This window comes from Danxiaibacter flavus (assembly GCF_041060425.1).
In the GTDB taxonomy this organism is placed as follows: domain Bacteria; phylum Bacteroidota; class Bacteroidia; order Chitinophagales; family Chitinophagaceae; genus Danxiaibacter; species Danxiaibacter flavus.
Genome location: NZ_JAULBC010000004.1, coordinates 524,051 through 542,588, shown reverse-complemented (window position 1 = coordinate 542,588; position 18,538 = coordinate 524,051). Strand labels below are relative to the sequence as shown.

Annotated in this window: 20 protein-coding genes; 17 read left to right on the top strand and 3 right to left on the bottom strand. The window is 40.5% G+C overall.

Translation table 11 applies throughout. From position 1 onward, the window contains the following. The first annotated feature begins 34 nt into the window (after window positions 1–34). The 8 genes from QTN47_RS14920 to QTN47_RS14885 all read left to right on the top strand — a co-directional run bounded on the left by QTN47_RS14920 (window position 35) and on the right by QTN47_RS14885 (window position 7,828). Entirely contained in the window at window positions 35–1,414 is a 1,380-nt protein-coding gene (locus tag QTN47_RS14920) for a peptidylprolyl isomerase (RefSeq protein WP_369330190.1), read from the top strand. Window positions 1,415–1,688: 274 nt separating this feature from the next. Further along, entirely contained in the window at window positions 1,689–2,147 is a 459-nt protein-coding gene (locus QTN47_RS14915; protein ID WP_369330189.1) for a MarR family winged helix-turn-helix transcriptional regulator, read from the top strand. A gap of 59 nt (window positions 2,148–2,206) precedes the next feature. Next, window positions 2,207–2,926, top strand: coding sequence for a pirin family protein (locus tag QTN47_RS14910; RefSeq protein ID WP_369330188.1), 720 nt, complete (start codon window positions 2,207–2,209; stop codon window positions 2,924–2,926). Between the two features lie 3 nt (window positions 2,927–2,929). After that, entirely contained in the window at window positions 2,930–3,805 is an 876-nt protein-coding gene (locus QTN47_RS14905; protein ID WP_369330187.1) for a pirin family protein, read from the top strand. 43 nt (window positions 3,806–3,848) lie between these two features. Continuing rightward, window positions 3,849–4,376, top strand: coding sequence for a YceI family protein (locus tag QTN47_RS14900; RefSeq protein ID WP_369330186.1), 528 nt, complete (start codon window positions 3,849–3,851; stop codon window positions 4,374–4,376). 270 nt (window positions 4,377–4,646) lie between these two features. Next, window positions 4,647–5,210 (top strand): NADPH-dependent FMN reductase, encoded by a 564-nt coding sequence (locus tag QTN47_RS14895; protein WP_369330185.1) that lies wholly within the window; start codon window positions 4,647–4,649, stop codon window positions 5,208–5,210. Window positions 5,211–5,347: 137 nt separating this feature from the next. Further along, complete coding sequence (locus QTN47_RS14890) at window positions 5,348–7,195, top strand: amidophosphoribosyltransferase (protein ID WP_369330184.1); 1,848 nt, start codon at window positions 5,348–5,350, stop codon at window positions 7,193–7,195. A gap of 144 nt (window positions 7,196–7,339) precedes the next feature. After that, window positions 7,340–7,828 carry a SixA phosphatase family protein gene (locus QTN47_RS14885; protein ID WP_369330183.1) on the top strand — a complete coding sequence of 163 codons (489 nt, stop codon included), beginning with the start codon at window positions 7,340–7,342 and terminating at the stop codon, window positions 7,826–7,828. A gap of 286 nt (window positions 7,829–8,114) precedes the next feature. On the opposite strand, the gene QTN47_RS14880 is transcribed toward QTN47_RS14885, so the two are convergent. Beyond that, window positions 8,115–9,200 carry a glycosyltransferase gene (locus QTN47_RS14880; protein WP_369330182.1) on the bottom strand — a complete coding sequence of 362 codons (1,086 nt, stop codon included), beginning with the start codon at window positions 9,198–9,200 and terminating at the stop codon, window positions 8,115–8,117. Between the two features lie 216 nt (window positions 9,201–9,416). Here QTN47_RS14880 and QTN47_RS14875 point away from each other — a divergent pair, with 216 nt between their 5' ends. Further along, entirely contained in the window at window positions 9,417–9,671 is a 255-nt protein-coding gene (locus tag QTN47_RS14875; RefSeq protein ID WP_369330181.1) for a hypothetical protein, read from the top strand. A 326-nt stretch (window positions 9,672–9,997) separates the two neighbouring features. On the opposite strand, the gene QTN47_RS14870 is transcribed toward QTN47_RS14875, so the two are convergent. After that, window positions 9,998–11,251, bottom strand: coding sequence for a pyridoxal phosphate-dependent aminotransferase (locus QTN47_RS14870; RefSeq protein WP_369330180.1), 1,254 nt, complete (start codon window positions 11,249–11,251; stop codon window positions 9,998–10,000). Window positions 11,252–11,509: 258 nt separating this feature from the next. Between QTN47_RS14870 and QTN47_RS14865 the strand changes: the two genes are divergently transcribed. The 4 genes from QTN47_RS14865 to QTN47_RS14850 all read left to right on the top strand — a co-directional run bounded on the left by QTN47_RS14865 (window position 11,510) and on the right by QTN47_RS14850 (window position 14,020). Then, a complete protein-coding gene (locus QTN47_RS14865) occupies window positions 11,510–11,938 on the top strand; it encodes a hypothetical protein (RefSeq protein ID WP_369330179.1) in 429 nt (142 codons plus the stop codon). A gap of 8 nt (window positions 11,939–11,946) precedes the next feature. Beyond that, a complete protein-coding gene (locus tag QTN47_RS14860) occupies window positions 11,947–12,624 on the top strand; it encodes a hypothetical protein (RefSeq protein ID WP_369330178.1) in 678 nt (225 codons plus the stop codon). 68 nt (window positions 12,625–12,692) lie between these two features. Beyond that, on the top strand, window positions 12,693–13,376 hold the full coding sequence (locus QTN47_RS14855) for a sensor histidine kinase (RefSeq protein WP_369330177.1): 684 nt from the start codon (window positions 12,693–12,695) through the stop codon (window positions 13,374–13,376). Beyond that, a complete protein-coding gene (locus QTN47_RS14850) occupies window positions 13,373–14,020 on the top strand; it encodes a response regulator transcription factor (RefSeq protein ID WP_369330176.1) in 648 nt (215 codons plus the stop codon). Before QTN47_RS14855 ends, QTN47_RS14850 begins: the two co-directional genes overlap by 4 nt. Before the next feature lie 184 nt (window positions 14,021–14,204). On the opposite strand, the gene msrB is transcribed toward QTN47_RS14850, so the two are convergent. Then, window positions 14,205–14,774 (bottom strand): peptide-methionine (R)-S-oxide reductase MsrB, encoded by a 570-nt coding sequence (gene msrB, locus QTN47_RS14845; RefSeq protein ID WP_369330175.1) that lies wholly within the window; start codon window positions 14,772–14,774, stop codon window positions 14,205–14,207. A 397-nt stretch (window positions 14,775–15,171) separates the two neighbouring features. On the opposite strand from msrB, the gene QTN47_RS14840 reads away from it, so the two are divergent. From QTN47_RS14840 to thiL, 4 genes are all read left to right on the top strand, one after another. Further along, complete coding sequence (locus QTN47_RS14840; protein ID WP_369330174.1) at window positions 15,172–15,747, top strand: adenylate kinase; 576 nt, start codon at window positions 15,172–15,174, stop codon at window positions 15,745–15,747. A 140-nt stretch (window positions 15,748–15,887) separates the two neighbouring features. Beyond that, a complete protein-coding gene (locus tag QTN47_RS14835) occupies window positions 15,888–16,667 on the top strand; it encodes an inositol monophosphatase family protein (RefSeq protein ID WP_369330173.1) in 780 nt (259 codons plus the stop codon). A gap of 138 nt (window positions 16,668–16,805) precedes the next feature. Next, a complete protein-coding gene (locus QTN47_RS14830; RefSeq protein WP_369330172.1) occupies window positions 16,806–17,153 on the top strand; it encodes a four helix bundle protein in 348 nt (115 codons plus the stop codon). A 296-nt stretch (window positions 17,154–17,449) separates the two neighbouring features. After that, window positions 17,450–18,478: a thiamine-phosphate kinase gene (gene thiL / locus QTN47_RS14825; RefSeq protein WP_369330171.1), complete on the top strand. Its 1,029-nt coding sequence runs from the start codon at window positions 17,450–17,452 to the stop codon at window positions 18,476–18,478. The last annotated feature ends 60 nt before the right edge of the window (window positions 18,479–18,538 follow it).

Genomic DNA, 18,538 nt, shown 5'->3' with positions numbered 1-18,538 from the left:
AAGCCTATTTTTGAAAGCATTTCAGTATTACTTTATGAACAAAATATTTCTGGTTATCGCTGCTGCTTTTTTTTGTGCTGTTACAGGTAATGTTTCGGCACAGAGTCAAAAGGTTGTAGCAGATAAAATTGCGGCTCAGGTTGGTGATAAGATCATACTCCGTTCAGATATTACCAACGTAATATCTGACTATATACGTCAGGGGCAGCAAGCTCAGTTACCGCCCGATCCTGAATGTACCTTCCTGGAGGGCCAGCTGATTCAAAAGGCCCTGGTATTACAAGCGCAAAGAGACTCGTTGCCAGTCAGTGATGATGAGCTGGATGCTGCGCTGGACAATCGTATCCGCTACTTTATCAGCATGTACGGTTCAAAAGAAATACTGGAAGAAATAGCCGGTAAAACAGTATATCAGCTGAAAGAAGATTACAGACCGAGTATTAAGGAGCAGATGCTTTCTGATGCTATGCGTAAAAAGATTGTTGAAAGCATCAAAATAACGCCTACAGAAGTTAAAGAGTACTTTAGCAAGATTCCCGCAGACAGCTTGCAGTTTTATGAGAGTGAACTGGAAATAAGTCAGCTTGTGATCTATCCCAAGGCCAGCAAAGACATTGATGACTATGTAATAAGGGAATTGACCAGCATGAAACAGCAGGTGGAAAGCGGTCAGAAAAAATTTGACGCCCTTGCAAAGCTCTATTCTGATGATCCGGGTACAAAAGAGAATGGTGGCCAGTTAAGCCTTAACCGCAGCGATAAAATGTGGGATCCCACTTTCCAGTCTACAGTGTTCCGTTTAAAAGAGGGACAGATCTCACCGGTTATCAGGTCAAAATTCGGATTTCATATTATTCAAATGGTTAGCCGTTCCGGGGACGATGCGATCGTAAGGCATATCCTGAAAATCCCGCCCGTAACGGATGATGAAATAACTGGTGCTAAAGCTAAATTGGATAGCGTTAGAACTAAAATTGTTGATGGAACCATTCCATTTAATATTGCAGTTGCAAAGTTCAGTGACGACGAAAGCACCAAAACCACAGGTGGTAACGTAATGGCCCAGGATGGCTCTACCTACGTGACCATCGATGAGCTGGATAAAGACATGGTGGTTTCTTTGAAAGATCTGAAAGTGGGTGACATCTCTAAAGCAGTTGCATTTACTTTAAACGGAAAGAAAGGCGCCAGGCTCATCTATCTGAAAAGCAGGAGCGAACCTCACCGTGAAAACATGAAAGATGACTATAATAAGATAGCCAACAGGGCGCTTGAAGAAAAGAAGAATAAAGCATTAAGAGTTTGGTTCTCTGAACATATTCCGACTTACTTCATTAGTATCGATAAAGAGTTCAACGCCTGTTCAAATATTGCTGAATGGAAAGCAGTTGCAGCACAAAGGGATGCGAACTAGGGATTTGAGATTTGAAATTTGAGATTGTTTGGTTCAGCAGAACTAATAAATAATTAAGCCTCCGCTAGCGGGGGCTTTTTCATTTTTCAGGTTAGCATTAATAACGATATGGAGTTTAGCGACTTTCATTTTCAATTAAGCACGCTAGCCGCAAACTCCCAAAACCTGACACCTGATACCTGAAACCTGACACCCAAAAGCTCATAACTGACAGCTGACAGCCCCTAGCCAAAATAAATTTTGTAAATTAGATGTATGTACATATATTTGCATTATGAAATTGGAAGAGGCCATAAAAAGTACAAAATTTAAGAGCGAAGTGCATAAAGCGGGATTGAACATACTGTATACGGCCTGGTGGTTAAAGACCATGATGAGCAAAGAGTTAAAAGATTTTGGATTGACACATGAACAATACAATGTGTTACGCATCCTTAAAGGGAAACATCCTGAGCAAATGTGCGTTAAAGATATTGCCTGCAGGATGATTGAGAAAAACTCAAATGTGCCCAGAATCATTGACAGACTCGAGTTAAAGAAGCTGGTTAAGCGTAATACCTCTGCATCAGACAAAAGAGAAACTGTTGTTACACTTACTTCGGCCGGCATTAATATACTTGGGCTTAGTACCGAACGCGTAAACAAGATCACAGAGGAAATGATCGTGATTGATGAAACTGCGGCACAATGTCTCAATGAGATGTTGGATAAACTAAGGTCAACCGAACAATAAATTTTTTTTAATCATATACATGTACATACATGTAATTTACAAAAAAGGAGAAAAAAGTTATGAAAACTATCTTGTACAAATCTTCAGAAAGAGGCCACGCAAATCACGGCTGGCTGGATAGTTATCATTCTTTCAGTTTTGCAAGCTATTATGATCCCAAAAAAGTTCACTTTGGAGCTTTGCGCGTATTAAACGACGACACCGTGCATCCCGGCTACGGTTTCGGTAAGCACCCACATGAGAATATGGAAATAGTGTCCATTCCTCTTTTTGGTGATCTTGAGCATAAAGACAGCACCGGCCGTCATGAGATCATTAAACAAAATGACGTGCAGATAATGAGTGCCGGCAGCGGGATCCTTCATAGCGAAATGAACGCTAATAAAGACAAGGAAGTTAAATTCCTGCAGATCTGGGTATTTCCTAAAGAATACAATATTGAACCCAGGTACGAACAAAAAACTTTCAAACCTGAGGACAGGATAAACATCATTCAGACAGTGGTTGCACCTGACGATGACAAGGCTGTTCATATTAACCAGGATGCGTGGTTTTCATTGAGCAAACTGGAAAATGAAACAACCATCACATACGACGTGAAAAAAGATTCAAACGGTGTTTATGTGTTTGTAATTGATGGCGATGTAGCTGTAGATGGCCAGCAACTGGCTAAAAGAGATGCTTTAGGTATTTCAGAAACAAATACTGTTACCGTTAAAGCCAACTCAAACGCAGAAGTACTGTTTATTGAAGTGCCAATGAATATTGGGGAGAACTAATTTATGAAGAACAGATCAATTCAGCACGTAATATATGCCGGTTTATACGATATGGGCGGTCTTCCGGTAAGACAACCCATACCGTCTCCGGGAATAGAACAGGTGGATCCTTTTTTACTGCTGCATCATGCTGACATAAAGGCTCCTACGTTGGTGCCGCCGCATCAGGCAGGAGTTGGCCCACATCCGCACCGGGGATTTGCTCCCGTTACATTCGTGTTCAAAGGTGGTGTTCATCATCGCGATAGCAGGGGAAACAACAGCACAATATATGAAGGCGGAACTCAATGGATGCATGCAGGTATGGGAATTATCCATAGTGAAAGACCTCCGGCAGACATTCATGACAGGGGTGGGAGGCAGGAGATCATCCAACTTTGGATCAACATGCCCGCTAAGAATAAAATGGATCAGCCTTCCTATTTTCCGTTGACAGCTGAACAAACACCACACTTTTCAACAGATGACGGGCTGGTTAATATCAACGTCATTGCCGGTGATCTGCAACAAATTAAAGGTCCGGTCCCAACGCTTTCTCCTATTAACGCTTTTACGGCAGAAATGAAAGCTGGTGGAAAGTATTTCTTTCCGATACCTGAGGACCACAATGCATTCGTGTATTTGTTGGATGGCCAACTGAACATAAATGGCGCCCGGAATGTTGATGGAAAACACGCAGTTATTTTCAACAATGATGGTGAAGGTTTTTTGCTGGAAGCATTAAAGGATACAAGAATATTGATTGGCACGGGAAAACCACTGGAGGAACCCGTTGCTTCCCACGGTCCGTTTGTAATGAATAATGAAACCCAGATCCTGGAAGCCTTCAGAGATTACCAGATGGGTAAAATGGGTATACTAATTGAAGAAAACAATTGATCTTAAAAACACAATTTCTTATAAAATTTAAAAATTAAAAACAATGGCTACGTACAAAATTGACCCGGTACACTCAGAAATTACTTTTAAAGTAAGACACCTGATGATTACCAATGTAACAGGAAATTTCAGCAAGTTTGACGCTACACTGGATAGTGATACGGAGGATTTTACTGATGCGAAAGTAACTTTTGAAGCTGATGTAAACAGTATCTCAACCAACAACGAGCAAAGGGATGGCCACCTGAAATCTGATGATTTCTTCTCTGCCGCTAAGTTTCCTACAATGAAATTCGTTTCAACTTCTATCCAAAAGAAAAACGATGAGGATTACATTTTGAACGGTGATCTTACTATTCGTGATGTAACCAAGCCAATTTCTTTAAAAGTTACATATGGAGGTACAATGGTAGATCCTTACGGACAAGCAAAAGCAGGTTTCGAAGTGGAAGGAAAAATAAATCGTAAAGAATTTGGCCTGCTGTGGAACGGTTTAACAGAAACAGGTAGTATAGTGGTAAGTGATGAGGTAAAACTGAATATCCAGGCTCAGATGGTTAAGCAGGCCTAAATAATAAAGAGCGCAGATTAATAGCGGCAATATATGTGTGTGTGAAAGGAGGGGATATGGTCAATAATGTATTAGTGGCCTAAGAAAATTTCATCCATATCTTCTCCTGTGCGTTTTTCCGGCTGGCATTCATTTTTTGATTGGTATAATATATATGGATAATTTTGAATATTGGTCTGCGTTCTCTTTATATTTTTTCGTAAATGACAAACCGGTTATGGCCATTGTGCGGAAATTTGCATCAGGAATAACCGTCTCAAAATAAAATATATGAATATAGAAATAGTGTCAGGGAGTCCGAGGAATCAAAGCGTTAGTTACAGGGTGGCTCTTTTTCTTCAAAAATATCTCACAGAAAAAACTGAACACACAGTAAACATTATTGATGTACGCGACTGGCAATTTCCTTTATTACAGCAGGAAGTTTTTTCGAGTGTAGAAAAAGCGCCGGATGAATTAAAACCGCTTGCAAAACGCATGTTTTCTGCAAATGCTTTTATTCTTGTTACACCGGAATACAACGGCAGCTATACACCTGCCATGAAGAATTTATTTGACCATTTTCCCAAACAACTTCACAAAACATTTGGGATTGTGACAGCTTCCCCTGGAGCTTTGGGCGGCATGCGCGCAAGTCAGCAAATACAGTTGTTGATCAATGCCTTATTTGGAATTGGTTCTCCTCATATGCTGATTACCCCGTTTGTAGATAAGAAATTTGATGCTGACGGCAATTTACTTGATCCGTCTTTCCAGAATAGTATTGATGTTTTTGTAGCTGAGTTCTTGTGGTTGGCGGAAAGCTTATCCGTTGAAATGCAGGAGCTTGTCTAAACAGTGAAATCGCTGAAATTTGTAATTTTTAGGGAAGCATGCCACGCCGGCATGTTGCAGAAACCATAATTTAGAAAGATTTACGTCCATCTATAAAAAGACAGTCGTAAATTTGCGGCTTCTTTTCAAATTCCGTCATGAGTGATGCAATAAAACATGAATGTGGCCTGGCCTACATTCGCCTCAGAAAGCCTTTTTCATATTATTTACAGAAGTATGGTACCGTGATGTATGGCCTGAATAAGCTGTACCTCCTTATGGAAAAGCAGCATAACCGTGGCCAGGATGGCGCCGGTATTGCTACAGTAAAGTTGAATATTGAGCCAGGACATCCGTTTTTATACCGCACGCGAAGCAACGTACAGCAACCAATAGCAGACATTTTTCATAAAATAGGTGTTGAGATCCAGGAACTGGAAAAATACCAACCGGATATTAAAAAGCATCCGGGCCTAATGAAAGGCCATGTGCCTTTCCTGGGCGAATTGCTTTTGGGCCATCTTCGTTATGGCACCCAGGGCAAAAACAACGTTGAGTTTTGCCATCCTTTTATCAAGCGAGACCTGGTACCAGGTAAAAACCTTGCGCTTGCAGGAAACTTCAATCTTGTAAATACAGAAGAACTTTTTGACCTCGTAAATATAAATCCGGGAGATTTTCAGAAACAGAGTGATCTGGCTGCAATGATGGAAGTGGTTCATCATTTTCTTGCAAAAGAAGATGCGTTGAATCCTAACCATGCAGACCTGGCTAACGTTCTGAAAAAAGCTACTCCTTTGTTTGATGGTGGTTATACTATAAGCGGGCTTGTTGGTAACGGTAGCAGCTTTGTGATGAGAGACGGGCACGGTATCCGTCCTGCCTATTACTATATCAGTGACGAAGTAATTGTTGCAGCAAGTGAAAGGGCTTCTATACGGACTACCTTTAATGTAGGTGAAAATGAAGTACTGGAGCTGATGCCCGGTAATGCCCTCATTGTGGATGATAAAGGCAACTACAAAGTTGAACAGGTGCTTCCAGCAAAAGAAAGAAGAGCATGTAGCTTTGAAAGGATCTACTTTAGCCGCGGTAGCGATGAAAAAATTTACAGGGAGAGAATTGCATTGGGTAACCACCTGAGCAAACCTGTACTGGAAGCTGTTAACTACGATTTGAAAAATACCATCTTCTCATACATACCTAACACAGCTGAAGTTGCTTACTTCGGCCTGGTGAAAGGCATGGAGACTTATCTGAACCAGATTAAAGTACAACGTATTTTAAGCTGGGGCAATGATGTAACTGAAGAGAAGCTGCAGGAAATGGTGAATCGTAAGATCCGCCAGGAAAAAATTGCCATCAAAGATGTTAAGCTGCGCACGTTTATTACTGAAGACAGCAGCCGTAACGAGATGGTGCAGCACGTGTACGACGTAACATACGGAACAGTTCGCAAGAATGAAGATACATTGGTGGTGATAGATGACTCAATTGTTCGTGGCACTACCCTAAAAGAAAGCATTGTAAGAATGCTGGCCAGGTTACATCCTGTAAAGATAATTGTGGTTTCTTCTGCACCTCAGATCCGTTACCCTGACTGTTACGGTATTGACATGAGTAAGCTGGGAGATTTTATTGCTTTCAGAGCTGCAATTGCATTGTGGAAAGAAAGAGGACAGGAAGCTGAGTTAGATTGTATTTACCAGCAGGTTAAAGAATTGCAACGTACCAACCAGCTACATACTGAAAACCTGGTAAGACTGGTTTACAAGCCATTTACTCCCGAAGAGATTTCGAATAAGATTGCTGAATTAATTACACCTGTTGAACTGGATATTCCGGTTCAGGTAATTTACCAGACTATTGAAGACTTGCATGAAAGCTGTCCTACGAACACAGGTGACTGGTACTTCACCGGAAACTACCCTACGCCGGGTGGAAACCGTGTGGTGAATAAAGCTTTCATTAACTATATGGAAGGAAAGGATGTAAGGGGCTACTAATAATAAGATATAACTGGTAGTCACGTTGTGATACCATTCAAATAATAACAGCAGCTGCGGTGTTTAAAAGACCTGCAGCTGTTTTATTTTTGCGTTTTGCATTGCGATTTAATCCGTTTGTTTTAACACTTAAAAGAGTTTGCTGTGAAATCGATCATCATCGTACGTCATGCTAAAAGCAGTTGGTCCAATAATGATTTGCCGGATTTTGAAAGACCATTAAATCATCGTGGCGAAAAAGACGCTCCGGAAATGGCTTCCCGTCTTAAGAAAAAAGTGCCGAAAATTGATGCTTTTATTTCAAGTCCTGCAAAACGAGCCCTTGCTACTGCCGCATATTTTGCAGAAGAATACGGTTTAAAAAAGAAAGAAATTGAGCAGGTTCAGCAGTTATACCTTGCTGATGCACGCAATTTTTATGATGTTATCCGGAAAATAGATAATGATGTTAATGTAGTAGCCATTTTCTCTCACAATCCCGGGATTACCGATTTTGTCAACACACTCACAAGCACACGGATAGATGAAATGCCTACCTGCGCCATCTTTGCAATAGATGCCGATATTACTTCATGGGCCAATTTTGCAGATGCTGAAAAAACGTTTCAGTTTTTTGATTACCCGAAAGCGTAGGGTAATGGATAATTGAAAGTTGAAAATTGACAATGAATGTGCGAATGGGAGAATGTGCGAATATGCAATGTGCGAATGAGAGAATGTGCGAATGAGAGAATGTGCGAATATGCGAATGGATGGACTGGTTGATAGCAGCTGTCCGCCTAACGTCATTGAGATACAGAAAAGACCTCGCCGTATTCTCTGTGCAACTCAGTACCGCTCCGTGGATATCTGTGTAGCTGTATTTTTTTTATTTGACACAACCCTTTTCGAGCAAATAAGCATTGTCAATTGTCCCTCTTCAATTGTCGATTAACTCCTGAATGGCTTCGTCAAGCCCCGACTCATTAAAAGATGGAAAATTATATTCGAAAGATTGCGCGTTATTAAAATGCAATAACAGATCGTCATCCTGAGAGCAGCAGTAGGCCCAGTGCTGGCCCATTAAATGTGTTGCAAGATATTCCTGTTCAGTTTGACCGGGAGTTGGAATGAGTACCGATTTTTTTCTGAAGGCAACAAGTTCCATTACGGTCGTATAGCCACACCGGCTTACAACAAACTCACTACTGGCAAAAGCTTCTTCCATTTCATTTCCTGTCAGGTGATTTGCTACAACGCAATTGCCTGGCATATCCAACCTCTCAGTCGAGCCAGGTTTTCCTCTTGCCAACAGCACTTTTCCCTCAAGTTTTGAAATTAATTGAATTAGCTTTTTTTCCAGAACAGTGCGTTGTGGTTCTGGTCCGGACAGCACTATTAACCACTGATATTGTGTATGCTGTGCTGCACGTGGGTTTAGCCGGTTCAGCAGTCCGATGTATTTGACCGGGGTCCGCGGAAGCTCGCATGGATGAGACAATTCTCCCGAAATATTTTTGATAGCCGCGGTGTCCGGCACCCAACAAACAGTGTATTTATTGACGAAGCGGTAATTGATCTTTCTGATCAAATTCCGCAGCCGGTTAAACGGCGCGGCTATATTTAGCTGATGCGTAATAAAAATACAAGGCACTTTGGATGAGTATAAGCCATACCGGTTGTCGGAAATAACCAGGTCAATTTTATGTTGGTCTATAACAGATTGCAGCCACTCGTGCTCACGGTTTATCTTTTGCAGAATTTTAGGTGTCTGCTGTAAAATTTTCAGTGCTAAAAAACGTTTGCTTACAGAATAGCTGATTCTGTAACCGGGAAGTTGCAGATAGCGAACGGCTTCGTCGAATTCTGCTTTCAATAAAGCAAGTTGAGGCCCGTCAGAAGCTATGAAAACTGAGCAGCCCGCTTCAAGCAATTTCTTAATGATCGGAATGCACCGGGTAGCGTGTCCCAGCCCCCAATCTAAAGGTGCAACAAGAACCCGTTTATTTGAAGTTGCTGTGCTCAAAAAAATGTAACCGTTTTTAAAAAAAATATTACTTTAGGAGGCAATATTATGAATAGAAAAGTAAACCTGGGCGTAGTTTTGTTGATTTCGGCATTGTTTGTAATTATTTCATCATGCAATTCCAACGGATATGGAAAGAGCAGCAGAAAGAATTGCGGCTGCCCTTCGCACAGGGGAATTGTAGGGTAGTGACCTGTGAACATTAAATTTAGTCGTATGAATTCCCCCTATAATAACAGGGATTTGCTTGTGCTAACCAGAAGCTTTACTATGAATCGCCAACAAATGGATCGTGAGATAGAGCTTTTGCATGAACTCTTATTCCGCACCGAAAGTATAGAAGCATTTTGCATTGCCAATGAAGTCATCAATGTGAACAGCTACAAGATTATCCACAAACCTCACGTTATTTGGAGAACCGCACGGGCAAAGGAATTGAAGCCATTTGTTTTTATTTGCAATAAAAACTAGCTGTCAGCTATTAGCTATCAGCTTTGAGCTAAAGTGCTGTCGCAGCAAATGAATTTTTTCTCCTTTATAAAAATTGCGAAACAGTTTCGCCGACATTTATACAGTTCTAAGTTTAGGCTCGGGCTTTAAGTTAAAGCGGAAAGGCGCCGTTTATATTCTCTCATTTTACACAAATGAAAAACACTCTCTTGGGCGTTTATACAGTTCAAAGCTTTAGGCTTTAAGCTTTATGCCTCATACCTTACGCCTCAGCCCTTGCCAAATGTCTCTCACATTTATGACAACCAAACATCATCTGAAGTATAACCAGTTTTAAGCTTTAGGCTTTAAGCTTTCAGCTTTGCTTCCAGCTTTCTAAACATCTCATCAATATCTTCTATTTTACTGGTTCCCACGCTTAATCTGTACCATGGAGAATCTTTATCTGCTCCAAAAGCATAAAAAGGAACAACGGCAAGTTTGGCTTCACTAAGGATATAACTTGTTACATCTCCCTGGTTGTTGAGTTTTTGTCCGCCGAGTGTTTGACCGGCCAGATCAATTTTAATGGTAAGATAAATAGCCGCCTGGGGAGCAACTGCGTCTACTTTATAACCCTTGTTTTTCAGACTTATAAAACCCTCATGTATATGCTGCAACCTTTTTTCAAGTTCTTTTTTATAGTGGTCCAGGTATCGCTGTATATTTTCTGTCTGTGTCAGATATCCCGCGACTGCTTTTTGCTCAGCCATCGGTGCCCAGGCGCCAATGTGGCTCAATAATGCTTTCATTTTACTGATGACTTCTGCAGGGCCCATGGACCAACCCACGCGCACGCCGGTAGCAGCGAATGCCTTTGATATGCCATCAACAAAAATGGTATACGCTTTCATCGCTGGCCTCACAGAAACCGGGTTGTAATGGCGGGTATCACCAAATGTGAGTATACCATACATCTGATCAAACATCAGGTAAAGCTTTTTTTCGTCCGGACCTCTTTTGTCATTTTCCTCCAGGATCAGATCGCAGATTTTCTCCAGCTCCTCTTTAGGAAGTGTGGTTCCCGTGGGATTTTGAGGCGTACAAAGACAAACTAACGCAGCACCCTTTATGTGAGGGGCAATATCAGCTGCGGTCGGCATAAAGTTATTTTCGAGTGAGGTTTCAATTACACAATGCTCCGCATCGTTCATATTTGTGTAGTGGTTATTGTTCCAGGATGGAACCGCATAAATAACCTTGTCACCCCTGTCAACTATCGTTTTAAATATTGTATAGATAAGAGGACGCCCGCCTGAAGCAATCTGAATTTCATTGGTTGCATAATCCAACCCGGAAAATTCCCTGATAAAAGCGGCAACTGCAGTACGCAGCTCCAATAGTCCGTCGCCCGGCGGATAATTGGTATAATGGTGCTTGTATGCATCTACAATCAGGTCTTCCAGTTCCTTCGGAATGGGAAAAATGGCAGGGTCAAAATCTCCTATGGTATAATTAAAAATCTTCTCACCTTTGCGTATGCGGTCATTGATTTCATTGCCTAATCTAACGATTTCAGAACCTATAAGATTTTCCGCGAGATGACTTAACCTGATGCTCATATAAGATTAAATTGGTAAGCGAAGGTAACTGATAAAACCAATGTTGAAAAACCAAGATGGCATACCCTATGATTTTTGACCTTTAACAAGTAAATTTTACATATAAAACAGACAAAGGAAAAAGCATTTTGAACTGGTGTGAAAAATCACAATTTGACTTGTGAATAATTACAATTTCCACATTTTTGATTGTGCTTTTCTTTGCATAAACTGAAGATTCTTTTACCCTATTAATCAATCTAATTAAAAAGAAAATTTATGACAACCAATTGGGATGACGCAAGAAAAAAGATCGGTGTATTTAAAAAATACATGAAAAATGCGCCAAAGTCCGTTTCTCAGAAAAAAGGCTACTTGATTACCCGTGAGGAAATTGAAAAGATTTTAAAACAAAAACAGGGTAAACTGGATGGCATCAGGATCTATTTTGGTGGTGAAATAGTTGAGGACTTTATGGTCCCCACCCTTGTAGTTGTCGGTTGTGAAAAAGATGAAAATGGTAAATACAATGATTTTCAGGTACCGGATAGTTTGAAGACTTTGAGAGAAAACCAGAAGAATGGCAATGGTGAAGCTCCAAAAGCAGCTAAATCTCTTATTGCCAACGGCACTGGAAGCCTCAGCCTTGTAGCAGGGTTACATCCTTGTCCTGCAGAATGTAGCACGAAGAATGTTCTAAACATGTAATCTTTTTCATGAATAACTCAGTATTGGCACAGATAATCAGGTCGGACGACACTTACATGCCATTAATATCGCTCATTATTTATTTGATTTTATGGAGCGATATCAACAGGCAGGAAATGATGTTGCTTATTTATCTTGTAATAAGTATTGTTTTTACAGCAGTTACCAATGTCATGTCATTTTATAAAATGAATAACCTGGCGTTGTATCATTTTTACACTTTGTTTGAAACTGCGTTTCTTTCTTATTATATTATAAAGCAAACGGCCAATAAGGTTAATTTGCGATGGTATATACTGGGTGTAGGTGTATTTTTTGTTTTTTGGCTGGTGAATATTTTCATGTGGGAACCGCTAAATGTCTATAACAGTAACACTTCTTGTCTATCTTATTTGATAGTTGTTGCCTGCTGCATGTATTATATGCTTCAATTGGCAAAGAGTGATAAAATACTAAGTTTTCAAAAACAACCGTCATTTTGGATTGTAAGCGCTTTCTTTGTTTTTTCCGCTGCAAGCGTTTTAGTTTTTGCGGTTTATAGATATTACATCTCTTTAAACATGCTGGAAGAAGCAAAAAGTGTGTATAGAATTATACATCTGGCCATTGTTACTAAATTTATAATGCTGTCAGTTGGATTATTATGTTACAAGCGCCAATCATCACAACAACTTTTGTTATTATAGGAACGGTTTTGGTACTGTTCTTTCTGGTATTTTTTTATTTGTTGATCACACAAATGCATAAGAGAAGAATGTTACATAAAAAAGAAATGCTTGATTTGAAGGTGCAGTATGAGCAAACAATTTTGCAGGCTCAGTTGGAAATACAGGAGCAAACTTTTAGAAACATTAGCCAGGAAATTCATGATAATATTGGCCAGGTATTGAGTCTTGCCAAATTAAACCTAAACACTTTCAACAATGGTGCTTCGGATGAAAAAGTAGCTATTACTGAAGAATTGCTGAGCAAGGCCATTACGGACCTTCGCGACCTTAGCAAAAGCCTTAATAGCGAAAAGATCACCGATATAGGGTTGGTAGATGCGATAGCGCACGAGTTGAATATTATTAAGAAAGCCGTTCACCTGGATACCAGGCTGGAATGCACCACAAAAGATGTGCGGTTAACTCCCGAACAAACTATTGTGGTTTTCCGCATTATGCAGGAAAGCTTTAATAATATTTTAAAGCACGCAAAAGCAACCATGCTTTGTGTAAAGATTGATGCAGAAAATGACACTTTGTGTATCGCGATAAAGGACAATGGTATTGGATTTGACATAGAAAAGCTCAATTCCCACGAAACCGGTATCGGGCTTAAAAGCATGAAACAAAGAGCAGAACTTATCGGCGGAAATTTAGAGATTAACTCACGGCCACAGGAAGGAACAGTTATCAAATTAAGTATATTACAAGATCAAAAAACGGAAGTATGACAAGAGTTGCATTAGTAGATGATCACGCGTTGTTAAGAGGTGGCCTCGCTTCTGTAATTAATTCTTTTGGGGATTATTCGGTTGTATTTGAAGCCGACAACGGTAAGCAGTTTATTGAAAAACTGGCCAAGAATGAGGAACCTGAAGTTGTGTTGCTGGATATAACCATGCCCGAAATGGATGGTTTTGAAACGGCCAAATGGATAAAAGAAAATAAGCCGGATATTAAAGTGCTCGTTTTATCTATGATGGATAATGATGCCGCTATTATACGCATGTTGAAGCATGGAGCAAAAGGTTATATTTTAAAAGACAGCAAACCCGATATTTTAAAGACTGCGCTCCACGATATTTTAACCAAAGGTTTTTTCCTGAATGAGCTTGTTACCGGAAAGCTTGTTCATTTTATCAATCAAAGCGAAAAAGAAAACAAAGAAGTGCACGCTGTAAGCTTAAACGACAAAGAAATTGATTTCCTTAAACTCTGTTGCACCGAGAAGTCTTACAAGGAAATTGCAGATTCTATGGATGTTTCCCCCCGCACGGCAGAAATGTACCGTAGCAATCTTTTTGAAAAATTGGGTACTACTTCAAGAGTTGGATTGGTGCTTTATGCGATACGGAATGGATTGGTGAAAATTTAAGAAAGTCAAAAGTAAAAAGTAAAAATTCAAAAAATCGAAGCGAAATAATTGTCTCAAAAGGAAAAGATCGTTGATTTATTTCAACGATCTTTTCTTTTATATCTCAAAATCTGACGCTGCTTGTGTTCAATTAGCAACTACGAGCTGAAGTTTTGAATTTTTACTTTTGAATTTTGACTTTGCCTCATTGTTGTTTCTTCTCATTATAACCCTTCTCTGCTTCTTTTGCTTTTTCAAAGTCCAGCACTACACCGTTAATGCAATAGCGCAGGCCGGTTGGCGGAGGTCCATCTTCAAATACATGGCCCAGGTGTGCCTTACAACGTCCGCATTGTACTTCTGTGCGGGTCATTCCATGGCTATTGTCCGGCGTATAGATAATCGAACTTTTGCTTATGGGCTCGTAAAAGCTTGGCCAGCCGCAGCCACTTTCAAATTTTGTATCACTTTTAAAAAGCGGGTTGCCGCATGCTGCGCAGTAATAAGTGCCCACTTCGTTAGAAGTTTCATACTTGCTTGTGAAAGGGCGCTCGGTACCTTTCTGCCTTGCTATATAATACACTTCAGGCGATAATACTTTTTTCCATTCGTCTTCACTCATCACCACTTTTGAAGTGTCGGTTCTCGAGTACACTTTGCTCTTTTCGTTATTGTTAGTGCTGTCCATTTTATTCTCCTTTTTAGTGCTTTGTGAATAGCATCCGGTAAAAATCGTCACCAGTAACACAAAGGTCAGTGATAAAATTGTTTTCATGCTTTTTTCAATAATAAACGGTGAGAAGATACTGCCGGATTGCAAAGAAATCTTAAATAATCGTCCAAAGTTCATGCCGCAGAAAACGCGGGACACAATGACAGCAATAAGCTATCAGCGATCAGCTGTCAGCTTTCAGGTAGTTTCGGTCTGGTGAGAGAATTTGTTCGCCATTCAAAGGTTAGAATTCGTGTTTTATTATCATTCATACATTTTATTCAGTTTTGGGCTTTAAGCTTTAAGCGCTTCCAATCCCAACTTATTAAAATTTATCACATTTGTTCATTTTTACGCTTTAGGCCCTTGGCTTTAAGCTCCTCTAACGAACTGCAAATTTTGTTAAACGAATTTTAAACGCTAACCGTTATATTTGTTGCTCATTTAAGGTAAGTTAGCAATGTTTAATACTATTCTATTTGGCCCTCCGGGTAGCGGTAAAGGTACACAGAGTGAGAAATTGATTGAAAAATACGGACTCATCCATCTCAGCACAGGTGACCTCCTCCGTAAAGAAATGAAAGAAAGTACGCCTTTGGGAATTGAAGCTAAAAACTTTATTGAAAAAGGTCAGTTGGTACCCGATGAAGTTGTAATCGGAATGATTAGCAGCGCCTTAGACGCCAATCCACACGCCAGGGGCTTTTTATTTGACGGCTTTCCCCGCACAGTAGCACAGGCCGAAGCACTGGATAAACTCCTCGAGTTAAAGAAAACAGCTATAAATATCGTTCTCGCTTTACAGGTAAATGAAGAGGAACTGATCAAACGCCTGGTAAACCGTGCAAAAACAAGCGGCAGATTGGATGATGCAGATCCTGAAATTCAAAAGAAAAGACAGGATGTTTACAAGAATGAGACATTGCCGGTTTCAGCATATTACAGTCAGTTTAACAAGGTTGTAAATGTGCACGGCGAGGGTTCTATCGATGAAATATTCGATGCGCTTTGTAAAGAAATTGATGCAAAGAAGTAATTAAATCTTACATCCCGACAGGGTAAGTATAAATTAGTTTCTCTTAACCAAAATCAACCAACATGCCCGGGCTAAGTAGTCCCGGGTTTTTTGTAACGTTAAAACCAAACAGAATTAAACAATTCTATTAATCTTTGCGGATGCTAAAACAAACACTACTAAAGGCAACAGATGCAGCGGCACAAGTACTGAAAGAATATTTCAACAAATCGTTTACGATTAGCAACAAGGAAGGTGTTAACAACCTGGTAACGGAGGTTGATCATAAGAGTGAACAGGTAATTATCGATATCATTAAAGCAGACTACCCTGATCATTATATTCTTACTGAGGAAAGCGGCATCCTGGCGCAGGATTCCATCTACAAATGGATCATTGATCCGATTGATGGTACCATCAACTATGCTAATGGTATTCCCATTTGCTGTGTAAGCATCGGCGTGGAAGTCGATGGCAGGATGGAGATGGGCGCCGTGTATAATCCCTTTATTGGTGAATTGTTTTTTGCGCAAAGAGGCTTCGGAGCAACGTTAAATACCGACAAGATCTCCGTGAGTTCAAAAAAAGATGTCGGAACCAGTTGCCTGGTGACCGGCTTTCCCTATACATACATCAATCAGCCAAACGGTCCGCTCGAAGTATTCGACAGGCTTATTCGTCAAGGCATCCCCGTTCGCCGGTTAGGCAGTGCTGCCATCGATCTTTGCTGGGTTGCCGCAGGCCGTTTCGACGGCTTCTACGAGCACAAGCTCAATGCCTGGGACAGCGCCGCCGGCTTCCTGATAGTTGAGGAAGCAGGTGGAAAAGTAACCGATCTTTCGGGCAGCTACTATAATCCTTACCAACCGGGTATCGTGGCAACGAATGGATTGATACATGATGAGCTGCTGAAGTGGATTGATGGAAGCGTTGTAGTGTAGCAGGTAGTTTATGTACGATGTTGGATGTACGGTGTACGATGTAGAAAGGGTTCACGTTACAAAATCCTATTGGTTCATTTACGGGGAGAAATTTTTCGCAGAGGATTAAGCATTTACTTTGCAAAAAACTAAACCCTCATGGATGCCGAAGAGCTTAAAAAACGTACCAGGAAACTGGCAGTGGATGTCGCACACCTTATATTGAAACTCGAAAACAATCTGATTAACAGGAGTTATAGTAACCAGATTATTAGATGCAGCAGTTCAGTGGCCGCAAATTACAGGGCAGCCAGACGCGCCAAATCCCGCCCTGATTTTATCAACAAACTGAAAATAGTAGAAGAGGAACTTGATGAAACATTGTTCTTCCTTGATTTGTTAAATGAGTTTAATGCTCATTTCAAAACTGAAATTGATGCAATTATGGCTGAAGGAGAAACTTTATTAAGGATATTTGTAGCCACAATTAATTCAGCAAGAAAATGAGGTGATGTACGATTTACGATTTTAGATGTACGATGTATCAGTAAACATGTTTTATCTCTAAAATTGCATTTCGTACAAAACCAGATGTACAATATGGCCAACATCTTAAATCTAAAATCGTACGTCGTATATAACAGGGTGTATAATGTAGGTCGCATCGTACACAGTACATCTAGCATCGTACATAAAAGGTGTATAATGCCAATAACATCGTACATCTAACATCGTAAATCGTACATAAAAAGGTGTATAATGTAGATCACATCGTACACCGTACATCGTAAATCGTACATCATATGTCTCGAACAGAAATCTCTTCCCTCGGCGAATTTGGTCTTATCGATCACCTGACGAGGAACTTTGAAATACAGAATGCATCAACAGTTGTGAGTGTGGGAGATGATGCGGCAGTGATTGACCACTTTGGAAAACAGACGGTGGTTACCACGGATCTTTTGCTGGAGGGTGTGCATTTTGATTTGATGTACACGCCGCTCAAACATCTTGGTTATAAAAGTGTTATAGTAAATCTGAGTGACGTATATGCCATGAATGCACAGCCTACGCAGATCACCATGAGTATTGGCATCAGCAACAGGTTCAGCATGGAGGCGCTGGATGAATTTTACGAAGGCGTTTATGCGGCCTGTGAGAAATATGGGGTTGATCTTGTCGGTGGTGACACTGCTTCGTCTCAAAAAGGCTTTGTAATTTCTGTTACAGCTGTGGGAGAAGTAGCCCCCGGAGCATTTGTAAAAAGAAGTACCGCAAACAGTGGCGACCTGGTCTGTGTAAGTGGCGACCTGGGTGGTGCTTTTCTCGGACTGACTTTACTGGAAAGGGAGAAGAAAATTTACTTGGAGAATCCTAAAATTCAGCCGGATCTGGAAGGTGAAGATTATATAGTGGGCAGACTGCTTAAACCTGAAGCAAGGAAAGACATCATAGCTTTCTTTGAGCAGAACAACCTGGTGCCTACTTCTATGATGGATATAAGCGATGGACTGAGCAGCGAAATATTGCATATTTCAAGACAAAGTAACCTTGGCTGCCGCCTTTATGAAGAAAAGATACCAATTGACGAAAAAGCGAGGCAGGCGGCTTTCAAATTTGGTCTGGATCCTACGGTTTGTGCACTTAATGGCGGAGAAGATTATGAACTGATCTTTACCATCAGGCAGGAAGATCACGAGAAGATCTTGCTAAATGAAGAGATCAGTGTTATAGGCTATATGCTCGATGAAGAAGAGGGGCGCAAACTGATTACCAAAGGCGGCAACACATTTGATATAACTGCGCAGGGATGGAATGCATTTGTTAAATAAGCGTTTTGCGTAACAATGTTTGCAAAATATGCTTAAGTTGGTACCTGTGCTTTTGAATTT

Coding starts and splice junctions, on each gene's coding strand:
- QTN47_RS14920 (WP_369330190.1), top strand. CDS start 35: ATGAACAAAATATTTCTGGTTATCGCTGCTGCTTTTTTTTGTGCTGTT.
- QTN47_RS14915 (WP_369330189.1), top strand. CDS start 1,689: ATGAAATTGGAAGAGGCCATAAAAAGTACAAAATTTAAGAGCGAAGTG.
- QTN47_RS14910 (WP_369330188.1), top strand. CDS start 2,207: ATGAAAACTATCTTGTACAAATCTTCAGAAAGAGGCCACGCAAATCAC.
- QTN47_RS14905 (WP_369330187.1), top strand. CDS start 2,930: ATGAAGAACAGATCAATTCAGCACGTAATATATGCCGGTTTATACGAT.
- QTN47_RS14900 (WP_369330186.1), top strand. CDS start 3,849: ATGGCTACGTACAAAATTGACCCGGTACACTCAGAAATTACTTTTAAA.
- QTN47_RS14895 (WP_369330185.1), top strand. CDS start 4,647: ATGAATATAGAAATAGTGTCAGGGAGTCCGAGGAATCAAAGCGTTAGT.
- QTN47_RS14890 (WP_369330184.1), top strand. CDS start 5,348: ATGAGTGATGCAATAAAACATGAATGTGGCCTGGCCTACATTCGCCTC.
- QTN47_RS14875 (WP_369330181.1), top strand. CDS start 9,417: ATGAATTCCCCCTATAATAACAGGGATTTGCTTGTGCTAACCAGAAGC.
- QTN47_RS14870 (WP_369330180.1), bottom strand. CDS start 11,251: ATGAGCATCAGGTTAAGTCATCTCGCGGAAAATCTTATAGGTTCTGAA.
- QTN47_RS14865 (WP_369330179.1), top strand. CDS start 11,510: ATGACAACCAATTGGGATGACGCAAGAAAAAAGATCGGTGTATTTAAA.
- QTN47_RS14860 (WP_369330178.1), top strand. CDS start 11,947: ATGAATAACTCAGTATTGGCACAGATAATCAGGTCGGACGACACTTAC.
- QTN47_RS14855 (WP_369330177.1), top strand. CDS start 12,693: ATGTTACATAAAAAAGAAATGCTTGATTTGAAGGTGCAGTATGAGCAA.
- QTN47_RS14850 (WP_369330176.1), top strand. CDS start 13,373: ATGACAAGAGTTGCATTAGTAGATGATCACGCGTTGTTAAGAGGTGGC.
- msrB (WP_369330175.1), bottom strand. CDS start 14,774: ATGAAAACAATTTTATCACTGACCTTTGTGTTACTGGTGACGATTTTT.
- QTN47_RS14840 (WP_369330174.1), top strand. CDS start 15,172: ATGTTTAATACTATTCTATTTGGCCCTCCGGGTAGCGGTAAAGGTACA.
- QTN47_RS14835 (WP_369330173.1), top strand. CDS start 15,888: ATGCTAAAACAAACACTACTAAAGGCAACAGATGCAGCGGCACAAGTA.
- QTN47_RS14830 (WP_369330172.1), top strand. CDS start 16,806: ATGGATGCCGAAGAGCTTAAAAAACGTACCAGGAAACTGGCAGTGGAT.
- thiL (WP_369330171.1), top strand. CDS start 17,450: ATGTCTCGAACAGAAATCTCTTCCCTCGGCGAATTTGGTCTTATCGAT.